Below are 1,827 nucleotides of genomic sequence, written 5' to 3'. Positions count from 1 at the left end.
ATCGCATCCTCTCTGTCTTCCAAGTTTCTCACTTCTATTTAATAACTATGTTTGGGTATAGCTATTCAAAGAATATTATAACACAAAAAATCCAATCGTGCTTAGATTTTGATAAATTTCCTAGTCATTTTTCACTTTTTATTTCTATTTTTTTATCTTAACAGCCTTACTTTAAAAAAGTATCTTTTTTTACAAAAAAAGAAAGCTTATACTTAAGCTTTCTTCACAAGTATTTTTTCTGCTTTTTGCTCTAAAAAAACTTCTAATACTTTCTTGGTCAAACTAATAGCTGTAGCTAATACCAGCGACACAATCAGGTAATTGGCCACTAAGCCATGATCACCAACCAATGGTGGCTTTGTCAAGAATCCATAATCTCCTCCAGTCACTAAATTAACCACAAAAATCAGAGCATTAAGTGAAAAGGTTAATAAAACAATCCGCTTAACATCCAATAATCTAGAGTCATACTGTCTAAATAAATAAACCAAAGAATTTCCTAGAAGAGCTAGGTGACCAAAAATGAAAGACAGGATGGCTATGTGGGGAAAAGGATAGGCATCTGGTACTGGATAAACAAAAGCTGCCAGCGTTCCAAAAATTCCAAGTAGAGAAAAATATTGCTTATACATTGACTTACCAGGAAGTAACAGCACTACAAACATCGCTATACGACAATGATAAAATGGTAAACTTTCTGACATCGGCATGTGATTTCCCCAGTACCAACTATAGAGAAGAATCAACTGGACAGCTTGTAAAATTTGGAAAAAACGTTGATAGACTTTTTTATCGTAATAGCGATAAGAAGTGTAGAAGGTCAACGCTAATAACGAAAATAAACTTACATACCAGACAAGGTCAAATTGAGGTGGTTCTGTCGCTTGCGTTGTAAAGAAAATATCCCATAAATTCATTTAATATTCCTCATTATATTTCAAAATCTTCTCACATATTATACCATGCCAATAGAAAAAAATGAATTCAGAAATACGATAATAATCTTCTCAGTCAAGATATTGGTCTCTTTGTCCTTGATGAATCTGCCAAAGAATCTCCATTTGCTCCTTGGTGATGCGTTTTTCAGATAAGACTGGCAATTGGTCAATGGCAAAAAATTGAAGCTCAGCAATTTCTTGATTCTCTTGAAATTGTCCATCAAGAAGCTTACATTCAAAGACAAACTTTGCATATTGTTTGCTCTGTAGTTGGAAACGATTGGTATCAAAAACTGCAAGTAACCTTTCAGCTTTTGCTGTAAAGCCGGTTTCTTCTTCAATTTCTTTAAGAATATTTTCGGTTGGAGAATAGCCAACTTCACCAAAACCACCTGGCAAAGCCCAACTATCCTCTCCTTTTCCTCTAACTAAACATACTTTTTCATCCTCAACAATCCAAGCACGGACGTCCATCAGAGGAGTTGCATAAGCGGACGTTGGTTTCAAGACTTCTGCCACTTCTTCTGCATCGAGGTCTGATACCTGATTCAACATTTCAGATAACAGACTTCACAAGTCCTCGTAACGCTCACGGTCGAAAGGATCTTTTGTAAAGGTTAATCCAGTATCCGTAATGGCCAGCATTCTTTGCAGATACTTGGCAAAATCACTTGCATTCATTTTCTAAACTTTCTACCAACTTGGCTAGATTCATGGAGTTAGAGCCTTTAAGCAAAATTTGGTCATTGGCTCCAAGGCTTTCCTTAACCTTCTTGACTAGGTCTTCAAATTGGTCCTCGTCAGCTGTTTTCTTGAAGTAATAAACGTGGCCGATTGGGAACATTTGACTAGCAAGTTGGCTTAATTCGGCAATGTCTTCTCCATAGAA

The 1,827-nt window shown here is 36.1% G+C and carries 1 protein-coding gene and 2 pseudogenes; all 3 read right to left on the bottom strand.

The annotated features are described in order from the left end of the window. Positions 1-212 precede the first annotated feature (212 nt). A complete protein-coding gene (locus GMD1S_RS11200; RefSeq protein ID WP_001055258.1) occupies positions 213-917 on the bottom strand; it encodes a YwaF family protein in 705 nt (234 codons plus the stop codon). Between the two features lie 90 nt (positions 918-1,007). After that, a pseudogene (locus tag GMD1S_RS11195) lies at positions 1,008-1,619 on the bottom strand (NUDIX hydrolase N-terminal domain-containing protein). Beyond that, positions 1,606-1,827: pseudogene (locus GMD1S_RS11190) on the bottom strand (UDP-N-acetylmuramoyl-tripeptide--D-alanyl-D-alanine ligase); the annotation flags it as partial. The pseudogenes GMD1S_RS11190 and GMD1S_RS11195, both read right to left, overlap by 14 nt.

The organism is Streptococcus sp. GMD1S, assembly GCF_000296875.1.
Classification (GTDB): Bacteria; Bacillota; Bacilli; order Lactobacillales; family Streptococcaceae; genus Streptococcus.
The sequence above is the reverse complement of the archived record's forward strand: the minus strand, read 5'-3'. Positions and strand labels throughout refer to the sequence as shown.